This window comes from Haladaptatus sp. T7 (assembly GCF_026008575.1).
Lineage (GTDB): Archaea > Halobacteriota > Halobacteria > Halobacteriales > Haladaptataceae > Haladaptatus > Haladaptatus paucihalophilus.
Window position 1 is genome coordinate 51,009 of the sequence record NZ_BROP01000002.1, and the last position, 16,914, is coordinate 67,922.

At 63.2% G+C, this 16,914-nt stretch carries 19 protein-coding genes; 12 read left to right on the forward strand and 7 right to left on the reverse strand.

The window, feature by feature from the left end:
- Window positions 1-82: 82 nt before the first annotated feature.
- Entirely contained in the window at window positions 83-253 is a 171-nt protein-coding gene (locus OPC11_RS06260) for a hypothetical protein (protein WP_264781361.1), read from the forward strand.
- Here OPC11_RS06260 and OPC11_RS06265 read toward each other — a convergent pair.
- On the reverse strand, window positions 234-950 hold the full coding sequence (locus OPC11_RS06265) for a dolichyl-phosphate hexose transferase (protein ID WP_264781362.1): 717 nt from the start codon (window positions 948-950) through the stop codon (window positions 234-236). The genes OPC11_RS06260 and OPC11_RS06265 overlap by 20 nt on opposite strands.
- Window positions 951-1,067: 117 nt before the next feature.
- Between OPC11_RS06265 and OPC11_RS06270 the strand changes: the two genes are divergently transcribed.
- Both OPC11_RS06270 and OPC11_RS06275 read left to right on the forward strand, forming a co-directional pair.
- Window positions 1,068-1,628: a metal-dependent hydrolase gene (locus tag OPC11_RS06270; protein WP_264781363.1), complete on the forward strand. Its 561-nt coding sequence runs from the start codon at window positions 1,068-1,070 to the stop codon at window positions 1,626-1,628.
- A gap of 81 nt (window positions 1,629-1,709) precedes the next feature.
- Entirely contained in the window at window positions 1,710-2,303 is a 594-nt protein-coding gene (locus OPC11_RS06275; protein WP_264781364.1) for a DJ-1/PfpI family protein, read from the forward strand.
- Window positions 2,304-2,392: 89 nt separating this feature from the next.
- Here the strand turns inward: OPC11_RS06275 and OPC11_RS06280 are convergent, their stop codons facing one another.
- Window positions 2,393-2,890 (reverse strand): hypothetical protein, encoded by a 498-nt coding sequence (locus OPC11_RS06280; RefSeq protein ID WP_264781365.1) that lies wholly within the window; start codon window positions 2,888-2,890, stop codon window positions 2,393-2,395.
- A gap of 360 nt (window positions 2,891-3,250) precedes the next feature.
- Here OPC11_RS06280 and OPC11_RS06285 point away from each other — a divergent pair, with 360 nt between their 5' ends.
- From OPC11_RS06285 to OPC11_RS06305, 5 genes are read left to right on the forward strand one after another with little or no spacing between them, the layout of a single operon-like run.
- A complete protein-coding gene (locus tag OPC11_RS06285; protein WP_007982945.1) occupies window positions 3,251-4,171 on the forward strand; it encodes a 2Fe-2S iron-sulfur cluster-binding protein in 921 nt (306 codons plus the stop codon).
- On the forward strand, window positions 4,164-6,512 hold the full coding sequence (fdhF, locus tag OPC11_RS06290) for a formate dehydrogenase subunit alpha (RefSeq protein WP_264781366.1): 2,349 nt from the start codon (window positions 4,164-4,166) through the stop codon (window positions 6,510-6,512). Before OPC11_RS06285 ends, fdhF begins: the two co-directional genes overlap by 8 nt.
- A gap of 23 nt (window positions 6,513-6,535) precedes the next feature.
- A complete protein-coding gene (locus tag OPC11_RS06295) occupies window positions 6,536-6,646 on the forward strand; it encodes a C2H2-type zinc finger protein (protein WP_264781367.1) in 111 nt (36 codons plus the stop codon).
- Window positions 6,643-6,912: a hypothetical protein gene (locus OPC11_RS06300; protein WP_264781368.1), complete on the forward strand. Its 270-nt coding sequence runs from the start codon at window positions 6,643-6,645 to the stop codon at window positions 6,910-6,912. Before OPC11_RS06295 ends, OPC11_RS06300 begins: the two co-directional genes overlap by 4 nt.
- Window positions 6,909-8,612 (forward strand): molybdopterin-dependent oxidoreductase, encoded by a 1,704-nt coding sequence (locus tag OPC11_RS06305; RefSeq protein WP_264781369.1) that lies wholly within the window; start codon window positions 6,909-6,911, stop codon window positions 8,610-8,612. The genes OPC11_RS06300 and OPC11_RS06305 overlap by 4 nt, the downstream gene beginning before the upstream one ends.
- A 7-nt stretch (window positions 8,613-8,619) precedes the next feature.
- Here OPC11_RS06305 and OPC11_RS06310 read toward each other — a convergent pair whose 3' ends face one another.
- The gene (locus OPC11_RS06310) at window positions 8,620-9,180 is read right to left on the reverse strand and encodes a GNAT family protein (RefSeq protein WP_264781370.1); all 561 of its coding nucleotides are present in this window, start codon (window positions 9,178-9,180) and stop codon (window positions 8,620-8,622) included.
- Window positions 9,181-9,506: 326 nt separating this feature from the next.
- Here OPC11_RS06310 and OPC11_RS06315 point away from each other — a divergent pair, with 326 nt between their 5' ends.
- Genes OPC11_RS06315 through OPC11_RS06325 form a run of 3 tightly spaced genes read left to right on the forward strand, consistent with a single transcriptional unit; the run spans window position 9,507 to window position 12,281 of the window.
- Window positions 9,507-10,562, forward strand: a complete 1,056-nt coding sequence (locus OPC11_RS06315) for a YeiH family protein (RefSeq protein WP_264781371.1) — start codon at window positions 9,507-9,509, stop codon at window positions 10,560-10,562.
- 53 nt (window positions 10,563-10,615) lie between these two features.
- Complete coding sequence (locus OPC11_RS06320; protein WP_069449713.1) at window positions 10,616-11,353, forward strand: helix-turn-helix domain-containing protein; 738 nt, start codon at window positions 10,616-10,618, stop codon at window positions 11,351-11,353.
- A 52-nt stretch (window positions 11,354-11,405) separates the two neighbouring features.
- Entirely contained in the window at window positions 11,406-12,281 is an 876-nt protein-coding gene (locus OPC11_RS06325) for a sulfurtransferase (RefSeq protein WP_007982962.1), read from the forward strand.
- A 361-nt stretch (window positions 12,282-12,642) separates the two neighbouring features.
- Here OPC11_RS06325 and OPC11_RS06330 read toward each other — a convergent pair whose 3' ends face one another.
- The 4 genes from OPC11_RS06330 to OPC11_RS06345 form a co-directional block, all read right to left on the reverse strand.
- The gene (locus OPC11_RS06330) at window positions 12,643-13,701 is read right to left on the reverse strand and encodes a tyrosine-type recombinase/integrase (protein WP_264781372.1); all 1,059 of its coding nucleotides are present in this window, start codon (window positions 13,699-13,701) and stop codon (window positions 12,643-12,645) included.
- The gene (locus tag OPC11_RS06335; RefSeq protein ID WP_264781373.1) at window positions 13,688-14,083 is read right to left on the reverse strand and encodes a DUF5805 domain-containing protein; all 396 of its coding nucleotides are present in this window, start codon (window positions 14,081-14,083) and stop codon (window positions 13,688-13,690) included. Before OPC11_RS06335 ends, OPC11_RS06330 begins: the two co-directional genes overlap by 14 nt.
- Window positions 14,084-14,758: 675 nt before the next feature.
- The gene (locus OPC11_RS06340) at window positions 14,759-15,280 is read right to left on the reverse strand and encodes an HAD family hydrolase (protein WP_264781374.1); all 522 of its coding nucleotides are present in this window, start codon (window positions 15,278-15,280) and stop codon (window positions 14,759-14,761) included.
- A gap of 124 nt (window positions 15,281-15,404) precedes the next feature.
- Window positions 15,405-16,316 (reverse strand): alpha/beta hydrolase, encoded by a 912-nt coding sequence (locus OPC11_RS06345; RefSeq protein WP_264781375.1) that lies wholly within the window; start codon window positions 16,314-16,316, stop codon window positions 15,405-15,407.
- Between the two features lie 53 nt (window positions 16,317-16,369).
- On the opposite strand from OPC11_RS06345, the gene OPC11_RS06350 reads away from it, so the two are divergent.
- Window positions 16,370-16,906: an NUDIX domain-containing protein gene (locus OPC11_RS06350; RefSeq protein WP_264781376.1), complete on the forward strand. Its 537-nt coding sequence runs from the start codon at window positions 16,370-16,372 to the stop codon at window positions 16,904-16,906.
- Window positions 16,907-16,914: the final 8 nt, after the last annotated feature.

Consider the following 16,914-nt stretch of genomic DNA (forward strand, 5'->3'; position numbering starts at 1 on the left):
CACCGTTCGAACCGGTTTTCCTATTTATTCCGATTCCCATCCGGAAAGTTATAGGACGAATAGGAACGTACGTTCGACAGAGATGGAGTTCGCACCGAAAGTCACCGTTCTCGCGGTTATCCTCGCGCTCGTCGTCGCCATCATCGCCGACGAGGCCACCCACAGCGTGCCGCTTGCGATGCTCGTTTTGCTCGCGGTCGGGTTCTTCCTCCCGCTTTCCGTCGCCGGGCGTCTCAAACGGGGCGGGGGATGAGCGACCGCTCGTCCAGACACACTTTGACGATGGATTTCGCTATCTCCGCGCCGCCCGATAACGGGTCGAGTTTCGTTTCACCCAATCGCTCGTCGTAGTCGATGGGCAGTTCGCGGACGCGATAGCCGCGCATCAGCGGACGAATGAGCAGTTCGGCGGAGAGCCCCGTGTTTTCGGTCCACTCGATTTCTTCTATCACGTCGCGCCGGTAGGCGCGCATCCCCGTCGTCGTGTCGTGAACGCGCCTGCCCATCAGAACCGAAGCGAGCGCCGCGAACGTGCGGTTCCCCCAGCGGTTCACCGTCGGCATCTCCGCCGCGCCGTGGTAGAGTCGGTCGCCACTCACCACGTCGTAGCCCTCGTTGATAAGGGTGAGAAATTCCGGCAATTGCTCCATGGGATAGGTGCCGTCACAGTCGGTCGTGACGACGACCGGCCGGTCCGGGGCGAGCAGGGCGGCCGTCACCGCGACGCCGTATCCTCGCGGTCGCTGTCGAATGACGCGAGCGCCGTGCTCCTCGGCGATCTCCGGCGTTCGGTCGGACGACCCATCGACGCATACGACCTCCGCCTTCCCGTCCGTCACGCGCTCGATGTCGGAAAGCACCGACCCGACGGCGGCCTCCTCGTTGTACGTCCCCATGACGACGCTCACGTCCTCGAAGTTGAAGCCGTCGTCCCGCGATTCGCGTTGCATCTACGTCCCGCTAAACGGGGGTCGAACTTGAGTTTTTAAGTTTGCCAAAATATCGGGGTCGTTCGAACGTTCGGTTCGGCGAAAACGTATAAATCTCGGTGTCCCGGTTGTGCGCGTATGGTCGACGTCAGCGGTCACTTGGCGATGGCACTGTTGTTCGCCGCCCCCGCGTGGCTTCTCTGGGGTCGGCGGGGGAGTCTCACGTTCGCCGGGTTTACGCTCGTGACCGCGATGCTCCCCGACACCGACCTCGTGCTTCGGCGCGTGTTCCCGACCGTGCACCACCACGGGGTGACGCACACGATACTCTTCGTCACCGTCGCCAGCGTCGTCGCCGGTGCGCTCGCGGCACGGCTACTCACCGGCCACTTCGAAGCCAATCGATGGGTGCGAAGCGACGCCATCCGGGAGGAAACCGTGTTCGTGTTCGCGACCGCCGGGTTTCTGACGGGCGGGACGAGCCACATCTTCGCCGACCTCCTCTCGGCACCGGACATCGCCCCGCCGCTAACGCCGCTCTGGCCGCTGTACGCCAAGCCGATTATCATCGACGTCATCTACTACGACTCGGTGGTGTGGAACTTCGGACTGCTGGCGGTCGCGCTCGCCGTCCACTTCGCGCTGTTCCGCTCCGAGCGCTCGCCAATCGAGACGGCCTACAGAATCGGCGACACGTGAGGAGGAGACGGGCGAATTCCGTTGACCGAGGGCGGGGGCACCCGCACGATTATGTCCCTCGCTACCGTCTCTCCTCGTGGCATGGATGGCAAGAAACTGCTGATGATAGTCGGCGATTTCGGCGAGGATTACGAGATAATGGTACCGTTTCAAGCCCTGCAGGCGGTCGGCCACGAGGTCGATGCGGTCTGTCCCGAAAAGGAAGCGGGGGACACGGTGAAGACGGCGGTTCACGACTTCCGCGGCGACCAGACCTACATGGAGAGTCGCGGCCACAACTTCGCGCTCACGGCGTCGTTCGACGACATCGACCCGACGGAGTACGACGGACTCGTCCTACCGGGCGGTCGAGCGCCGGAGTACCTCAGGACGCACGACGAGGTTCTCGAAACGGTTCGACACTTCACCGACGAGGACAAGCCCATCGCCGCAATCTGCCACGCGGCCCAGATTCTCGCGGCGGCGGACGTCATCGAGGGGCGGACGTGCGCCGCGTACTCCGCGCTGGAAGCCGACGTCGAGGGCGCGGGTGGCGAGTACTACGACGGCGTGACGACCGACGGCAACCTCGTTTCCGGGCGCGACTGGGGCGACCACGTAGAATGGTTGTCACAGTTCCTCGACGTCCTCGGAACGAACGTCGAGCACAGCGAACCGGTCACAGCAGACGACTGAAGTCACGACTGGCGATTTTTACAAAAATTCGACGAGCGGTCGATTTCCGAAACGCTCGTACTGAAAATGACGATTCGTGGGAGAGGAGCTTATGACGACGAGTTGCCGCCGCTGGTCGTCGTCGTTCCTCCACCGCCACTACCTCCGAGGTCGGTGCTGAGCAGGTTGAGCGTGCTGCTGAAGACCGATGCGCCACCGGTGAGGCGTCGCGTGTCCCCCTGACTCAGTGAGAGCCCATCTCCGAAGAGGAAGGTGGTAATCTGCGCGTCGCTTCCGCCGTTCTGCCCGAGCAGGTAGCGGATGATGTAGCCGTTGTAGTTGTCCGGCTGACTGATTTCCGGCACGTTGCCGCCACCGGGGCGTTGGAGCAACCGAACCGTCGTGGCCTTCTCCAGCGAGTTCTCGACCCGGAACTCGACGTTCGGGTGATAGTCGTAAGTGTAGACCAACACGTTCTGATTCTGTGCCGCGGCGGTCCCGGCACTCCCCAATCCCAGTGCGAGCGCACCTGTCGCGAGTGCGCCTTTCTTCATGAACGAGCGTCGGTCTTCCGATTCGACGTGTTCTTGTGTGTCACTTTCGGTCATCTCTACCTCGCATCCTGTCTATGCCGGACTTGCTGATAAAGGGCAGAGACGTTTCAGTTTACCAATCATATCCTACCGGCCACCGTCCGGGGAGATTCTACGTTATCGGAGCGATAGTGTAGGTTACGGGGCGTTTGGGGGGGCCTGAATCGAGTCTCGCTCGGTGGCGACCGGTGAAACGTGGCGGGAAAGGGAGAAATTCGGACGTCGAACGCTCGGGCCGTCGCGGTCGCGTCGATTTACGAAGCCAGCAGGCCTAAGTGAAATCTCGTGATACGCGTATGGGGTGTGTTATTCAATGTGTCGTCGCACGATTCGACATAAGGAAACGGCCGGAGAGGGCTACAGTTCGGGGGACGTATGAGCACCGACCCGATTTGGGAGAACTCACGCGACGAGGGGGGACCTGACCTCCCGCTGAACGAGTACATCGAGACGGGGACGGCGAACGACCCGGACGTCGGTTCGACCGACCGCGCCGCCATCACCGTCGACGGCGAGACGGTGACGGTCGAGGAAGGGACGACGCTGCTCGATGCGGTCGAAAAGGCCGAGACGGACGGCTACGTCCCGGCGCTCTGTTCCTACGACGAAGACGAACGGATAGGACCCCGAAGCGAGTGCCGAACGTGCGTCGTCGAGACGGACGAACACGGCGTCGTCCCGTCCTGTAGCTTCCCCGCGGAGGACGGCCTGACGGTGCGGACCGACGCCGAGGACGCGGCGAACGCCCGCGACGTCAACCTCGATTTGGTGCTCTCGGACCACAATCTCCGCTGTACGACCTGCGGGAAGAACGGTCGCTGTGACCTGCAAGACGTCTCCATCGAAAACGACGTGGTGGAGCCCCGTTACGGCGTGTTCGACGACCGCGACGAGTACGAACCCATCGACGAATCCTCGCCGTTCATCCAGATAGACCGGAACAAGTGCATCCTCTGTAATCGCTGTGTCGAGGCCTGCAACGACGTGCAGGTCGAGGGCGTCCTCCGCATGGAGGGAAACGCGGGCGAGACGCGAATCGGCTTCCAGAACGGGGCCGAGACGATGATGGAATCCACGTGCGTCTCCTGTGGCCATTGTGCGACCGTCTGCCCGACGGGAGCGCTCGTCGAACAGGACATGACCGACATCGCCACGATTCCGGTGCCCGGATTCAACCAGCACAACAGCATCGGCAAGAGCGTCGGCGAGGACTACGAGCACCAACCTCGGCAGATGACGCCGATGAAGGAGGAACGAAAGGGCCGCAAAGGAGGTGCGGAATCCGACGATGACTGACGAAACACCGGGAACGAAAGGCGCGGAGGACGACACCGAAAAGGAAGGCGTCGCGGGCTTCATGGCCCGAGCGAAGGAACAGGCCCAAACCGCGGGGAAGAAGATGGGTGAAAGCGGCGCGTTCGAACCGCTCGAACACGTCGCCGAGAGTTTCGCCGCGAACACCATGTCGGAGGGGCGGCTGTTCGACATGGCCGACGCGTTGAGCGACTACCGCCTGAACGAGGTGGACGTCACCGACACGACGTGTGGCTACTGCGCCGTCGGCTGTCGGTTCGACATCTACTCGAAGGACGGAGAAGTGCTCGGCGTGCGTCCGAACCCCGAGAAAGCGCCGATAAACGGCATCTCGACGTGCGTGAAGGGCAAGTTCGGATACAAGTACGCCGACAGCGAGGACAGGCTGACGCAACCCCTCGTGAAAGAGGACGGCGAGTTCCGCGAGGCGTCGTGGGAGGAAGCGCTTGACCGGGTGGCGGACGGACTGAAGGAGATTCAGGACGAGCACGGGCGAAACGGACTGAGCCTCGTCTCCTCATCCAAAACGACGAACGAGGCGAACTACCTGATGCAGAAGTTCGCCCGGCAGGTGCTCCGGACGAACAACATCGACAACTGCAACCGGCTCTGTCACTCGCCGACCGTCGCCGGACTGTCCCAGACGGTCGGATTCGGTGCCGGGTCGGTCGGCACCGACGCCCTCGAAAACACCGATTGCTATCTCATCACCGGGTCGAACACGACGGAGGCCCACCCCGTGTTGGCGACGCGAATCAAGCAGAACGTCAAGGACGACGACGCGGACATGTTCGTCTTCGACCCGCGCAAAATCCAGATGGCGCAGTTCGCCACGCAGTACACCCGAATCAAACCGGGCTACGATACCGTCTGGATAAACGGGCTGATCCGACACGTCATCGAGAACGACCTCCACGACGAGGAATTCGTCGAGGAGCGTACCGTCGGGTTCGAGGAGGTAAAGGAGGGCGTCGAGAAGTTCACGCCCGAGTACGTCGAGGAGAAGGCGGGCGTCCCGCCCGAGGAACTGAAGCGCGCGGCCGAAACCATCGCCGAGGCGGACTCGTGTACGTTCTGCTGGACGCTCGGCCTGACCGAGCACAGCCACGGCACGGAGAACATCGTCTCGATGGCGAACCTCGCGCTCGTGACGGGGCACGTCGGCACCGAAAAGTCCGGCCTCGCACCGTTCCGCGGCCAGAACAACGTGCAGGGCGGCGGCGGCGACATGGGACCGATTCCGGGGAACTTCCCCGGCTACCAGAAGGTGACGAACGACGACGCGCGCGAGAAGTTCGAGGAAGCCTACGGCGTGGACCACCTCCCGGACGACGAAGGCTACACCATCACCGAGCAGTTCCTCGCCGCCGACCGCGGCGAGATTCGGGGGATGTTCATCCAAGGCGAGAACGTGGTGTACTCGGAACCGAACGTCAGCCACGCCGGGGAAATCCTCGACGACTTGGAGTTCCTCGCGGTACAGGACATCTTCCTCACGGACTCCGCGAAACACGCGGACGTCGTGTTGCCCGCGAACGCCCCCGTCGAGACGAACGGGACGTACACGAGTTCGACGCGCCACGTCCAACTCGTCAAGCGGGCCATCGACCCGCCCGGAAACGCGAAACCCGACTGGGTTATCACGCAGGAACTCGCCGAGCGGTTCGGCTACGAGTGGGGCTTTCGCAACCCGAGCGAAATAATGGACGAAATCAACGACCTGACGCCGATTTACGGCGGCATCACCCACGAGCGCCTCGAAACCGAGGGGAGCATCCCGTGGCCGTGCTGGGACGAGGACCATCCGGGGACGCCACACCTCTACACGGAGGAGTTCAACACCGACGACGGGAAGGCCCACATGTTCCCGACCGACGTCTCCGGCCCCGTCGAGGCGGACATGGAGGACGAGGCGTTCCCGCTGGCGATGACGACCGGCCGCGTCCTCTACCAGTATCACACCGGGACGATGACCAACCGGGAACCCGGAATCCGGTCGTACACCGACGAGTTGTTCGTCGAAATCAACCCCGACACCGCGGCCGACCTCGGCGTCTCGGACGGACAGGAGGTCGAAATCACCTCCCGGAAGGGGTCGATAACCGCCCTCGCACAGGTCACGGAACGAACCGGCGGCGACGTCGTTTTCGTTCCGATGCACTACTTCGGCAGGGGCGACGTCGCGAACGAACTCACCGACGAGGAGCACCTCGACCCGCAAGCCCACGTGCCGGAGTACAAAGTCACCGACGTTCGAGTGGCCCCGACGGGCGAGGGTGAACGAACGGAGGCACAGAAAGCCGGGGCGGAAGGGGACGACTGACCGAAACGACGACATCCAACACCATGCCAGACAATCCAACCGCGAGCGACCACGAGTGCCAGTTTTGTCACGAATCGTTCGACAGCGAGGACGACCTCCGCGAACACATCCACCAACACCATTCCACGGCATGAAACGCACGTACACCGTCAAACGGCTGCTCGGCATCGACAACGGCCTCGTCGGGGTCGAAAACGACCGCGAACGCGACGTTCACGAGTGTACCGTCTGCGGAGCGCGGTTCGAGACGATTGCGCTCAGGTGTCCGGAGTGTGGCAGTCACCTCTTCCGGACGAAAACAGTCGTTCCGAACGCGCTGGTCACCCTGCTCGTCATCGTGGCGCTCGCCGGGGTGGGTGCCGCGTACAACGTCCTCGAAGGCGACGTCCCGAAGGGATGAACGGAACGAACCCCGACGAGACGGTCGAAAGCGTCTGCCCGTGCTGTTCGGTCGGCTGTCGCGTCCGATACAGCGACCGGCGGGACGGTGCTGTGGGGTGTGACGGCGCACCCGTCAACGAGGAGGGGCGGCTCTGTCGAAACGGAATCAATGCCTTCGACGGACTGAACGCCGCCGACCGACTTACCGACCCGCTGATTCGAGAGGAAGGGAACCTCGTATCCGTGACGTGGGAGAAGGCGTTCGACCGAATCGAAGCCGAGTTCGAAACCGTTCTCGACGACCGCGGACCGGACGCGCTCGCGTTCTTCGGCGCGCCGCGCTGTACCAACGAGGAGAACTACCTCCTCCAGAAACTCGCTCGCGTCCTCGGGACGAACAACGTCGATAACAGGGCGCGAATCTGCCACGGGTCGGTGGTCGCGGCGATGGTCGAGCGGTTGGGGTCGCCGGGCATGACCAACACGCTCTCGGATTTGACCGAGGCGGACCTGTTCCTCGTCCTCGGCGCGAACCCGGCCGCCCAGCAGCCCATCGCCTTCAACTCGTATCTTCGCCCGGCAATCAACGACGGCGCGATGTTGATTCACGTCGAACCGGACGCCAACGAGACGACGCGACTCGCCGACGCGCACGTCGCGCCGACCCCCGGCACCGACGCGCTGTTCGTGAACGCCGTCACCGCCGAACTCCTCGACCGGGAATTGCAAGACGAGGCGTTCATCGCCGAGCGGACGACGAACTTCGAGTCGTTCGCCGAATCGCTGGCGTCCCTCACCCTCGCCGAGTGCGCCGAGCGAACCGGCGTCGATGCAGAGCGGATTCGCCACATCGCAGAGCGGTTCGGCCGCGCCGACCGCGCCGCCGTCATCGTCGGAACGGGAGCGGAAGAAGACGACCACGAGGGAACCGCGACGGCGGATGCGCTCATCGACCTCCTCCTCGTGACGGGTAACATCGGCAGGCGCGGGACGGGGATGAACCTCCTGCGCGGTCTCACCAACGAACAGGGGGCGAACGACGTCGGCTGTCGTCCCTCGACGCTTCCGGGCTTTCGTCCCGTGGCCGACGCCGACGCGCGGTCGGCGGTGGCCGAGGAGTGGGGCGCGGCCCCACCCTCGCGTCCCGGCCGCTCGGAACTCGACGCGGTTCGCGCGTTCGGCGACGCGATTCGCGGCGCGTACGTCGTCGGCGAGAACCCCGCCGTGAGCAAACGGGGCACGCAGTCGGTCGCCCGGTCGCTCGAATCGCTCGACTTCCTGCTCGTGCAGGAGGCGTTCCCGACCGAGACGGTCGAACACGCGGACGTGGTGCTTCCGGCGAGCCTCTGGGCCGAGAAGGGCGGAACGGTGACGAACCTCGACCGGCAGGTACAGCGGATGCGCCCGATGACCCCGCCGCCGGATGGCGTTCGACGCGACCTCGACATCCTCCTCGAAATCGGGAGACGACTGACCGACGCTCGGTTCGAGTACGACGACAGAGAAGAAGTGTTCGACGAACTCACGCGCGTCAATCCGCTGTACGCGGGGATGTCGTACGACGGAATCGGTCACGGAAGTCAGCGCTGGCCGTTACCGGACGATGCGGAGGAGGGAACCGAGATTCTGCACGAGGAGCGGTTTCGAACGGGCGAACGGCGAACGGCGTTCGTGCCGGTCGAAGACGTCCCGACTCGCGTCTCCGCGCACCACGACTGACGACCGGTCACGCCCGTTTTCGTTCCCGCCACTCCTCGCGGAGGAGGCCGTACTGAACGATGTCGCGGTGCTCGCCGTCGACGAATATGTACTTGCGCTGGCGGCCCTCCTCGGTGAATCCGAGCGATTCCAACAAACCGCGAGAGGCGTCGTTGAAAGGGTACGCACCCGCACCGATGGCGGGGGTGGCGTAGGTCCGAAACACGTAGTCGATGACCAACGAGACGGCCGCTTTGCCGTAGCCGTTGCCGTGCGCCTCGGGGACGAGCCAGTAGACGAGTTCCGGGCGTTTCCAGTCGGCGTCCTCCACGCCCACGCACCCGATTCGTCGGACCGCTCCTTCCTCGGGAGTCCCCGGACCCGCATCGTCACCGTCGAGGCAGACGAGAAACCGGTCGGCGTGCTCCTCTTCCAGATGCGCTTCGACTTCCGCACGGGTCCTGAGCGGTTTCCCCATCGGATAGCGGATTTCGGGGTTCGTTGCCTCGCGCTGGACGAACGGAACGTCCTCTTCTTCGACCGTCCTGAGCGTGATTCGCTCGTCGCCGTCGATGCGTGCGCCGGGCATTGAACCAGTGTTTTCGAAGCGAGGTAATATGTTTTCCGTGATGAACGTTCGAAGTGGACGAATTCCATCGGAGAAGGAGTTGATCCCTCACCTTCGAATCATTCGCGGTGAATCGAGATTCGGGTAAGGAGTTGTCGTACGACAACCTTGTCGTGCGACAACCGAATTCGTATTTCACTCCCGTTCGGAGTATCGACCACAGTGAGCGATTCCGTTTCCCCCTCCGAACACCTGTGGCGTTGGTGGACGAGTCTCGAAAACGACTGGCAGGCGGTTTGTCTCGGACTTCTACTACTGGTCGCCGTCTCTCTCGGCGTTTCGATTCCATGGTGACGATTCGACGAACCGTTCCGGGATTGGCGGTCCTCCTCGCGGTCGGCCTTCTCGCCCGTCTCGTCGCGTCGGCCGTTCCCGGTCTCAACTACCTCATCGTGACGATACTCCTCGGCCTGCTCGTCGGTAATCTCTACGGAATCCCCGACTGGGCGCGCCCCGGCGTCCGAACCCACAAAGTCTGGCTCGAAGCCGGAATCGTCGTCATGGGCGCGAGCGTCGCGCTCGACCGGGTCATCGCCGCAGGGCCGACGATACTGTTCCTCGTCGTCGCCACCGTCACGACCACGATTCTGGTGGTCGAACTGCTCGCCCGGACGGTCTTCTCGATTCACGAGGAGACGGGTTCCTTGCTGGCCGCCGGGTCGGGCATCTGCGGCGTGTCTGCCGTCGTCGCCATCGCCGAGAGCATCGACGTGGACGAGACCCGAATCGCGTACGCGGCGGCGACGGTCCTCCTGTTCGACTCGACGACGCTCTTCGTCTACCCGGTCGTCGGCCACGCGCTCGGGCTTTCGAGCACCGTCTTCGGAATCTGGGCCGGGCTGACCATGTTCAGCACCGGTCCCGTGACGGCCGCCGGGTTCGCGTTCTCGGAAACCGCCGGACAGTGGGCGCTCCTCGTGAAACTTACCCGGAACTCGATGATAGGCCTCGCCGCCATCGCGTACGCGGTGTACTACGCTCGCCGTACCGACGGCGACGCCCACCGCGACGGCGACAGCCACCGCACCGACGGCGATTCGGACTACAAATCCGGCGACGGCGTGCCCGGCGGGTGGCGGTTCCTCTGGAACACGTTTCCGAAGTTCGTGCTCGGGTTTCTGGTCGTTCTCCTCGTCGCCAACCTCGGATTCCTCTCGGAGGCGCAGATCACTTCCCTCTCGAACGCCTCCGATTGGGCGTTCCTCCTCGCGTTCGCCGGGTTAGGACTCGAAACGCGACTCGACGAACTCCGCTCGACGGGATACAAGCCGATACTCGTCGTCCTCCTCGCCCTGCTCGTCGTCGCCACGGCGATGCTGGCCGTCGTGCAGGCGCTGTTCTGACCCGCTTCGCCAATGAGAGTCTTTTTGCCCGCCCGACGACCTCATCGAGGTGAATGCGGGAGTTCACGTTTGCCATCGAGTACGAAGTCGGTGCGGACCCCATCATGGACGTCTTCATCGACCACCCGTCCGTCGTGGCCCACTCGCTCGATGGGTTCGTGACCGAAGACCGGTTCTGGCGAATCGAACGAATTTCGGGGCCGCGGTCCGCGCTCGACCGCATCGAGGAGATTCGGTTCGACGATACGTGTTGCGGCGAGTCGGTCACCGAGCGGGATTGCGATGCAACCCGTTTTCACGACGTGCTCGAACGCTCCTCGAACGAACTCGTCCTGTACACGTATCTGACCGACATTCGCGGCTGTGAATCCGTCCACACCCTCGCCGGAAAGCACCTCCCGAGGGGATTGATATTCGAAACTCGCCGCCGCGAATCGACCCACTGGTGGCGAATTCTGATGCGCTCGGACGAGAAAGTCGGCGTCTTCTACGACGCCCTCGGCGCGCGACTCGCCGCGGGTCTCACGTTTCGAATGGGCCACCTCCGCGACGCGAGCGGGTGGCGACAGGATTCGCTGGCGACCGTCGCAATGCCGGAAGAGCAGGAGGTCGCGCTCCGCGCCGCGCTCGAAGCGGGGTACTACGAGACGCCGCGCGAGGCGACGCTGGACGAAATCGCCGCGGAACTCTCGATTCCTCGTTCGACGCTTTCCTATCGGCTTCGACAGGCAGAAGCCCAACTCGCCCGGCGCTACGCGGGCGGCGACGAGGGCAACCGATGGCTCGAATGAGACTACCGCGGACGGCGGGGTATTAATGCGACTCCCGCCACAAGGTTCAGCAATGACCAGCGATACCACCGACGCACTGGTTTCCGTCGGCTGGGTGGTCGACCGACTCGACGAGTTCCAACGCGACGACCCCTCGTTTCGGCTGTTGGAGGTCGATATCGACCCGAGCAACTACGACGAAGCGCACGTTCCGGGCGCGACGAAAGTGGACTGGCGGACCGAACTGCAGGACTCGACGACGTTCGACGTGCCGACGAAGGGCGATTTCGAGGCGTTACTCGGCGGACACGGCATCACGGAGGATTCGACGGTCGTGCTGTACGGCGACATGATGAACTGGTTCGCCGCCTACGCCTACTGGCTTCTCACGTACTACGGCCACTCCGACGTGCGGTTGCTGAACGGCGGCCGCGACAGTTGGTTGGGCCGCGACGCGCCGGTCACGGACGAGGTACCGGAGTTCACGGCGCGCTCGTACAGTGCGGCGGAACCGAACGCCGACGTTCGCGCCGATCAACCGGACGTTCTGGACGCGATACCGCGGGAGACCTCGCTCATCGACGTTCGAACGCCGGAGGAGTACCGCGGCGAAATCCTCGCACCGCCGGGATGGAACGAGGGCGTCCAGCGCGGCGGCCACATCCCCGGCGCGGTCAACATCCCGTGGAGTCAAGTCGTCGATGGCGAAGGCCGTTTCAAATCCGAGGACGAACTTCGAGCCATCTACGAGGCGGCGGGCATCGACGAAACGACCGAAATCATCACTTACTGTCGTATCGGGGAACGCTCCGCCCTGACGTGGTTCGTCCTCCACGAACTGCTGGATTTCGAAGACGTGCGAAACTACTACGGGTCGTGGGTGGAGTGGGGCAACACGGTCGGCGCGCCGATAGAGAAGGGCCAACGCGCGGAAATACGACGGCAGTGACGCGATAGCCGAAATCGAAGCGAGGAGTCGAGGGAATTTCTGCAGAAGATGGGAAAATCGTTCTAGCCGTGGCACCGAACTCTCCAACAATTCGATATAGCGAAATAAGATTTATGTCGTCGAAACGAGACGCCCATGCCATGGATAAATAAAGCATATTTGTCATTCTCTGGCGGCTCAAACCACTCACATCCGACTCACGCATCGGTCTGCGAAGGAGAGGGAAAGAGACGGCCGAAGGCTTCTCGAAGAAGTCACGACCCTCTCGACTCACAGCGGTCAGTATCGTTCCGCCGAGTCCGACTCGAATTCGTCCCGACGACAGGTTCCCCCGTATCTCTCCACGAAACGAGAAACCAACTTACAACAGCGAGTAGATGTTCGCCTCGTACACTTCGCGCACCCTGTCTCCCCAGTTGTGCGTGTAGGTGTCGATGATGTCGCTCGCCACGTCGCCGCGGAGGTACTTCACGATACCGCGGTCTCCGGTTCGGTCGCGGAGATGCGTGGTGAAAAAGTGCCGGAAGTAGTGGGGCGTGACGTTTTCTTCCGCGCCGCCGCCGGTTCGGTGCCACCCCGCATCGCGGGCGTGGCGTTCGACCACGTTCCGGATCATCTTCGGCGTGAGCCGTTGACCCCAGTCACCGCTCGTGCTGACGAACAGCGGTTCCGCGGGCGACGGTGAATCCGGCCGAATCGCCAGCCACCGGACGAGCACCCGACGAAGTTCGTCGTCCACGGGGACGATGGTGTCGCGCTTTCGCTTGTTCGAGGCGGTGCGCTCCTCGCCGTTGACGACTTGCCCGCGAACCGCGTCGGTGCCGACGAAAATCGAGTCGGGACGGCCGTCGAGTCGCGGACGCGCCCCGAGGGAGTACGCCGACCGAACGTCCTCGTCGGCGAGGTTCACGTCCCGCAAATCGAGGTTGCTCACTTCGCCGACACGCATCCCCGTCTTCAACAGCGTGCAGACGACGGCGCGCTCCAACGGATGGCCGATTTCCCCGACGAATTCGCGCATCGCTTCGACGGAAATCTCACGGCGGGTCGGGTCCTTGTCGATGGATTCGTGCATCTCCTCGACCACGAGCGCCATCGGGTTGGATTCGAACGCGCCGACTTGCGTCATGTAGGCGTAAAACCGGTGGAGGTAGGACGCGTAGGTTGCTATCGTACTTTCGGCGTTGTCCCCGCGAAGCGTGTGAATCCACGCCATGCAGTCCCGTTGGGTCGCCTCCCCCGGTGCAATGGTTCTCCCCGACGGGTTTCGGTCGGGGTCGGAAAGAAATCCCTCGAACCGCCGCAACACGCGTTCGTAGGCGTCGCGAGTGCGCTCGCTCTTTCCGTGATAGAGCAGGTCCTGGAGGAAGTACCCCACCGGGTCGTCCGGGTTCGGATTGGCGGGGCTACTCGTCGCCATCGACACCCCCGACGAGGACGTACCCGCCGTGGCGCCCGCTGTACTGGACGCGGTTTTTCGCCTGCAGTTCGTTCAACACCTCGTCGAGTCGGTCCTCGAAGTTACCGGCGAGCCGTTCGACCAGTTCGTCCCACGACATGTTGTCCTCCCTGGCGAGCGATTCGAGCACCCGTGTTTCGAGGTCGTTACCCCCGGGGTTCGACCCCCCAGAATGGTCCTCCACGGGATTCATCTCGAACCCCCGTCGTCCGGCCTGCACCATGGACCTGACGAACTCGCTCTGGCTCATATCGAGTTCGTCGGCGTGCGCCTGCCACTCCTCTTTCTGATATTTCGGAATGTACGTCTTTACGACAGTCCGTTCCGTCCCGTCATCGGCCATGGTTTCCCATCTCATCCCGAGTACATTAAGCTGTCCCACGGAGAGTGATAAGCGAACTTATCTGTGAATATAGCACCCCAAATCAGGGCCAAATAATAAAATATCTCGCTAGATAGTCCTGCACTATCACCCGTTCTAGGAACACAAATGACGATATTATTTTGAGCGCCAGCTACGGAGGAGTTATTGGTCCTCCGAAATATTCCAATGGCGCGGGCAGAATACACAGTAATATGTTCAGAACGATTGCTATTACCGTCGTCTCGTAGCCATTTCCCACTATAGACGAAGACAACTTCCGATGGAGATCGTGGTGGTTTCAGAGGGAGTTTTCATCTCGAAGGAAGCAAAAAAAGAGAGATTATTCACAGTTTGTGATCGGTGGCGTGGTCGAAAAACACCCTCCAATTTCGCAACTTCGACATCCATTCGATGCCCCTCGAACATCGTTCCGAAAGAAATTGCATCGGTTCCCGTCCCGGTTTTTGTGAAGAGTCACGATATCTGGCTGATGACGTACTCGTTTGTCTGTATGGGTTCAACGTCGGCGACGCTCGTGTTGACTAACACACCGATAAACCGTATGCCGCGATATTATCTCGGAGGATACAGCATGGCACAGAGGGGGAAAACACGGGAATCGAAGCGATGTGCCGGTTCCTCACGTCGTCGATATCACACCCGTCGAAACGCGGTTCCAGCCCTCCGGGCCGTCTCCGCGTCGCTGTCCGAGTCGCCGACGAACAGGGTACGTTCCGGCGTCGCACCGAGTTTCTGCATGGCCGTGAGCAACGGTTGGGGATGGGGTTTCCGTTCCGGGACGGAATCCCTGCCGACGATGACGTCGGTCGCGTTCGGGACGCCGTGGGCGTCCAGCGCGAGACGACACGCGGCCTCGCAGTTGAGCGAACAGATGCCGACCGGACCGTCGGCGGCGGCCAACTCGTCCAACAGCGGAAGCCCCTCCGAGTCACGGGCACCCGCACGTTCGGCCGCCGCGAGGTGCGGTTCGACCTCCTCGGCGAGGCCCATCGATTCCGCCACCGGTAACAAATCGAGTGCGTCATCCGCGTCCGCGTCAGCGCCGTGCTCCCGGAGAATCGGCTTGATGGGTTCCGCGGCGGCGGCCCAATCCACGGCGAGTCGAACGAGCGTTCCGTCGAGGTCGTACACGACCGCATCGTAGTCGTCGGTCACTTCGTACGATGCAACGTTCGGGGAGATAAACGCTCGCCCTCGGTGGGAGACGAACGTGACCGTCCTCGTCGCCGACGTGCTCGTCTCGTCGTTCAACCGTCGCCCGCCGTGTTACCGTCGTGACTCACATCGAACCGAGGGACGACGCGACCGCATCCATCGCTTCGTCCGCCGTGGTCACGTCGCCGGTGAGACTCAAAAAGCCGTGGGCCATGCCGGGATAGTGGTCGTGTGCGACCGAAACCCCCGCGTCGGCGAGTCGGTCGGCGTACGCGATGCCCTCGTCCCGAAGCGGGTCGTGACCGCACGTGACGACGGTCGCTGGCGGGAGGTCGGAGAGGTCGCGCGCGCGAAGCGGCGACGCGAAAGGATTCCGGCCATCGACCGGACTCCGGAGGTAATGGCTCCAGAACCACTCCATGTCGGCGCGGGTGAGCAGCGGTCCGTCACCGTTCTCCTCGTAGGAGTCCGTATCGAAGGCGTGGTTCGTGATGGGATAGAGGAGACTCTGGTGGGAGAGCGTCGGCCCGCCGAAGTCGCGGGCGTAGAGCGCAGTCACGGCGGCGAGATTGCCCCCCGCGCTCGTCCCCGCGACGCCGAGACGGGTCGGGTCACCGCCGAACGTCTCCGCGTGGTCGGCGGCCCATTCGAGCGCGGCAACGGCGTCGTCCACCCCCGCCGGAAACGGATGCTCCGGTGCGAGTCGGTAGTCCACGGAGACGACGACGCACTCGGCGCGGTTGGCCAGTTCCCGGCATACGCCGTCGATGGAGTCGAGCGTCCCGAGCGTCCACCCGCCGCCGTGATAGAACACGACGACCGGGGCGTCCCGAACGTCGGGGCGGTAGACGCGAATCGGAATCTTTCCGCGGGGGCCGGGAATCGAGAGGTTGCGAACGAACGCGACCTGCGCGCGGTCGTCCGCGGTGAACACGTCGTCCTCGACGCGTCGCGCGCTCTCGACGGACAGGGCGTGCCACGGCGGGACGCCCATCGCTTCGATTCGTGCCACCGCATCGGCCATTTCGTCGTCCATACAGACTTCAGCTCGGCAGGAGAGTTATAGTTTCAGCCTGCCAACGTCGAATCATGTCACTCGAAGCGCGAACCCGTGACGCCACGACGGAGAGCCTCCGTCGGCTTCGAAACGCATACGGGATGTTTCCCGTCCACGACGAGCGGGTCGGGAACGACGCCGACTACTTCGAACACGGACGACGAAAAGCAGCGGACGGATGGCTCGGCGACGCCGCCGTCTGGGTGACCGACGCGAAGGACCGGGTAGCGATGATTCGCCATCCGAACGCGGCGAACGAGTGGGGCGTCCCCGGCGGCGGCCATGAACCCGGTGAAACCCTCTCCGAGACGGCCCGGCGCGAGGTGCGTGAGGAGACGGGACTCCGCTGTCGCCTGACGGACGTCCTCGACGTTCGGCGGAAGGAGATATTTCTCGAAACTGACCCGAGCGAGCGACTATTCGCACTCTCGGTACTCTTTTCGGGCGTCCGCGTCGGCGGCGAGTTGACGGTGGGAGACGACGTTCTCGACGCCCGGTGGTTCGACTCGCCGCCGGAGCGCGTCCTCGATTTCATCGAGCCACAGGTCGAACGCTGGCGCGATGGGTGAGGTGGTCG